The organism is Coprobacter sp., assembly GCF_982436375.1.
Map to the genome: position 1 here is coordinate 1 of NZ_CEWDCG010000238.1, position 4,035 is coordinate 4,035.

Here is a 4,035-nt window from a genome sequence, read left to right on the forward strand (position 1 = left end):
AACGTATTTCTATGCTACTGGACGAGGGCTCTTTTGAAGAAATAGATATGTTTGTGCGGCATAGAAGCGTAAATTTCGGAATCGACAAAGAAAGCTATTTGGGCGATGGCGTAGTGACCGGAACGGGAACGATTGCCGGACGTCTGGTGTATGTTTTTGCACAGGACTTTACCGTGTTCGGAGGTTCTCTTTCCGAAACTTTTGCTATGAAGATCTGTAAGATTATGGATCAGGCCATGAAGATGGGTGCACCGGTAATCGGGATCAATGATTCCGGTGGTGCTCGTATTCAAGAAGGGGTTAATGCTTTGGCTGGATATGCCGAAATATTTCAGCGGAATATTTTGGCATCTGGGGTCATCCCTCAAATCTCAGGTATATTCGGACCATGTGCCGGAGGATCGGTATATTCTCCCGCTCTTACCGATTTTAATATTATGACTCGTGGTACTAGTTACATGTTTCTTACCGGACCGAAAGTCGTAAAGACTGTTACGGGTGAAGATGTGACTCAAGAGCAGTTAGGCGGGGCAAGTGTGCATGCTACAAAATCGGGAGTGGCACATTTTGCGGTAGATACGGAAGAAGATGGATTGAAGTTGATCCGGCATCTGATGAGTTTCTTGCCTCAGAATAATATGGAAGAACCACCGTTGGTAGATTGTGAAGATCCGATAGATCGCCTTGAAGATTCGTTAAATGATATTATACCGGATGAGCCGAATCGTGCTTATGACATGTATGAAGTAATCGGAGCGATTATCGATAATGGCGAGTTCCTTGAAGTGCATAAAGATTATGCACAAAACATTATTGTAGGTTTTGCCCGTTTTAACGGCCAGTCGGTAGGTATTATTGCTAATCAGCCCAATAAGATGGCCGGAGTACTTGATATAAATGCTTCTCGGAAGGCCGCCCGTTTTGTGCGTTTCTGCGATGCTTTCAATATACCTTTAATAACTTTGGTAGATGTTCCGGGATTCTTGCCGGGAACGGGACAGGAGTATGGCGGAGTAATTTTACATGGTGCTAAGTTATTATATGCGTATGGTGAGGCTACCGTACCTAAAGTGACCGTTACATTACGTAAATCTTACGGAGGAGCTTATTGTGTGATGAGTTCTAAACATTTGCGGGGGGATGTCAATTATGCATGGCCGACTGCTGAAATTGCCGTTATGGGGCCGTCCGGAGCAGTAGAAGTGATATTTGCTAAGGAAGTAGCAGCTTCGGAGAATCCTGCTGCTACGGCTGCTGAAAAAGAGGCTGAATATAAAAAGGCTTTTGCTAATCCTTATAATGCAGCCCGTTACGGTTATATCGACGATGTGATCGAGCCGCGCAATACCCGTTTCCGTATTATTCGTGCCTTGCAGCAATTACAGACGAAAAAGTTGACTAATCCGGCAAAGAAACACGATAATCTGCCATTGTAGTAACTCTTAAAAATTTGAGAAGTATGGTAAAACGTAGTATAGGAGTATTGCTGCTGGTTTTGGCTTCTGTGTGTACTGTAACAGCGCAATCGACTTCAGCTTTGCGGATCAACGAGGTGTTGACGAATAATGTAAGCAATTATGTCGATCCTTTTGGTAATCGGGGAGCTTGGATTGAGATTTATAATTCTTCTGCCGGGACAGTGCAGATGGCGGGTTGTTATATTACTAATGATAAGAGTAACCCGAAAAAATACATGATCTCTAAAGGAGATCTTAAGACAAAGATAGGACCTCGTCAGCGTGTTCTTTTGTGGGCGGATAATCTGACCCATCATGGAGCATTTCATACGAATTTCGTATTAGAGCCGAATAAAGAAAATTATATCGGTCTGTTTGATGCAAGTGGTAAGAATCTGATCGATGAGGTCATTGTTCCTCCTCTGGGACCTGATGAGAGCTATGGTGCTCCGGTAGATGGGAGCAGGGAATTGAAAATACTTCCGCATCCTACACCTGATGCGGCAAACTATGTAGAAAATAGCAATCCGAAAGTAGATAAATTTGCAGAAAAAGATCCGGATGGCGTTGCTATGTCATTGACGGCGATGTCTGTTGTATTTCTCGCTTTGATACTTTTATATTTGGTATTTAAGCAGATTGGTCGTACGGCCGTTTGGATGAGCGCCAAACGGGCAATGAAAGCTAAAGGAGGAGATTTGAAGAGTGCTAAAGAAGAAGCAGATATCCCGGGAGAAGTTTTGGCTGTGATATCGTTGGCTTTATATGAGTATATGGAGGCAGAACATGATTATGAAGAAACTATTCTGACGATGAAGCATGTTACGCGCCGTTATTCTCCGTGGAACTCTAAGATCTACGGCTTGCGTGAATTACCTACAAAAAAATAACTCAGAAATTTTATACACATGAAAGATTTTAAATATAAAATAAACGGTAATCTTTATAAGGTAAGTATTAATAGTGTAGATGAGTCTGTTGCCGAAGTGGAGGTAAATGGAACTCCTTATAAAGTGCAATTGGATAAACCTGCAAAAAAACAAATAAAACCGTTGACTCGTCCGCAAGCTGCTCCTGTGACTCCTACCGGAGAGCCGGTGGTGAGCCGCCCGGTAGCTTCTACAACGGCAGGGGCTGTCCGCACTCCGCTGCCCGGTGGTATTCTCGAAATATCGGTTAAGGTTGGAGACTCGGTAAAACGCGGTCAGAAAGTGGCGATTCTTGAAGCTATGAAAATGGAGAATGTCATTAATGCCGATCGGGATGGAAAAGTAACTGAAATAAAAGTAAACAAAGGAGATTCTGTACTCGAAGGTGCGGATATTCTGATTATAGGATAAGCGTATGGGTGGGGAATTTTTAACATTCTTAAGTGAGAATATTCAGGAGTTTTTCACTTATACCGGGTTTGCCAATTTTGAGATGGGAAACCTGATAATGATTCTTTGCGGTATCCTTTTTATTTATCTGGCTATTGCAAAAGAGTTTGAACCGATGTTGCTTATTCCTATCGGTTTCGGTATTTTGATCGGAAATATTCCTTTTAAAGATGCCGGATTGCAGGTGGGGATTTATGAAGAAGGCTCGGTGTTGAATATCCTTTATCAAGGAGTGGTGCAGGGATGGTATCCTCCTTTGATCTTTTTGGGAATCGGTGCAATGACCGACTTTTCGGCTTTGATATCGAATCCTAAACTTATGCTTATAGGAGCTGCTGCTCAATTTGGTATTTTCGGAGCTTATGCGATTGCGTTGATGATGGGATTTGAGCCCAATCAGGCAGGGGCGATCGGTATTATCGGCGGGGCTGATGGACCTACTGCAATTTTCTTGTCTTCAAAACTTGCTCCTAACCTTATGGGTGCTATCGCTATTTCAGCCTATTCCTATATGGCATTAGTCCCGGTGATACAGCCGCCTATTATGCGTTTGCTGACGACTAAAAAGGAAAGGCTTATCCGGATGAAACCTCCTCGTGTCGTATCTCAGACGGAGAAGATAATTTTCCCTATTGCAGGTTTGCTGTTGACTTGTTTCTTAGTGCCTTCGGGCCTTCCTTTGTTGGGAATGCTATTCTTCGGAAATTTATTGAAAGAGAGTGGAGTAACCCGTCGTCTTGCCGAAACAGCACGTGGACCGCTGATCGATGTCATTACGATTTTGCTGGGTGTTACGGTAGGTGCTTCGACTCAAGCATCGCAGTTCTTGACGATGGACTCTGTGAAAATATTCGCTTTAGGTGCTTTGTCATTTGTAATTGCTACGGCTGCCGGAATTTTATTTGTTAAGTTTTTTAATCTGTTTTTGAAAAAAGGAAATAAGATCAATCCGTTGATCGGAAATTCCGGAGTATCGGCTGTGCCCGATTCGGCACGTATATCTCAGGTAGTAGGGTTGGAATATGATCCGACTAACTATTTGTTGATGCATGCTATGGGACCTAATGTTGCGGGAGTTATAGGTTCTGCTGTTGCAGCTGGTATTTTGTTGGGATTCCTTGCATAAGGCATATATTGTATAGAAAAAAGGGGGCGACCCAAAAGATTTTTTTAGAGTTCGGTCTCTTTTTCTTTTATAG

4 protein-coding genes are annotated in these 4,035 nt (G+C 42.9%); all 4 read left to right on the plus strand.

Annotated elements, in window-relative coordinates; all coding sequences use genetic code 11:
- Window positions 1-1,436, plus strand: a 1,436-nt coding sequence (locus AC1WHX_RS10985) for an acyl-CoA carboxylase subunit beta (protein ID WP_481229346.1), incomplete at its 5' end; no start/stop codon positions are given.
- A gap of 23 nt (window positions 1,437-1,459) precedes the next feature.
- Window positions 1,460-2,347: an OadG family transporter subunit gene (locus tag AC1WHX_RS10990; RefSeq protein ID WP_022389582.1), complete on the plus strand. Its 888-nt coding sequence runs from the start codon at window positions 1,460-1,462 to the stop codon at window positions 2,345-2,347.
- A gap of 18 nt (window positions 2,348-2,365) precedes the next feature.
- Window positions 2,366-2,797 carry a biotin/lipoyl-containing protein gene (locus AC1WHX_RS10995; protein ID WP_481229347.1) on the plus strand — a complete coding sequence of 144 codons (432 nt, stop codon included), beginning with the start codon at window positions 2,366-2,368 and terminating at the stop codon, window positions 2,795-2,797.
- Between the two features lie 4 nt (window positions 2,798-2,801).
- The gene (locus AC1WHX_RS11000) at window positions 2,802-3,962 is read left to right on the plus strand and encodes a sodium ion-translocating decarboxylase subunit beta (protein ID WP_122304677.1); all 1,161 of its coding nucleotides are present in this window, start codon (window positions 2,802-2,804) and stop codon (window positions 3,960-3,962) included.
- The last annotated feature ends 73 nt before the right edge of the window (window positions 3,963-4,035 follow it).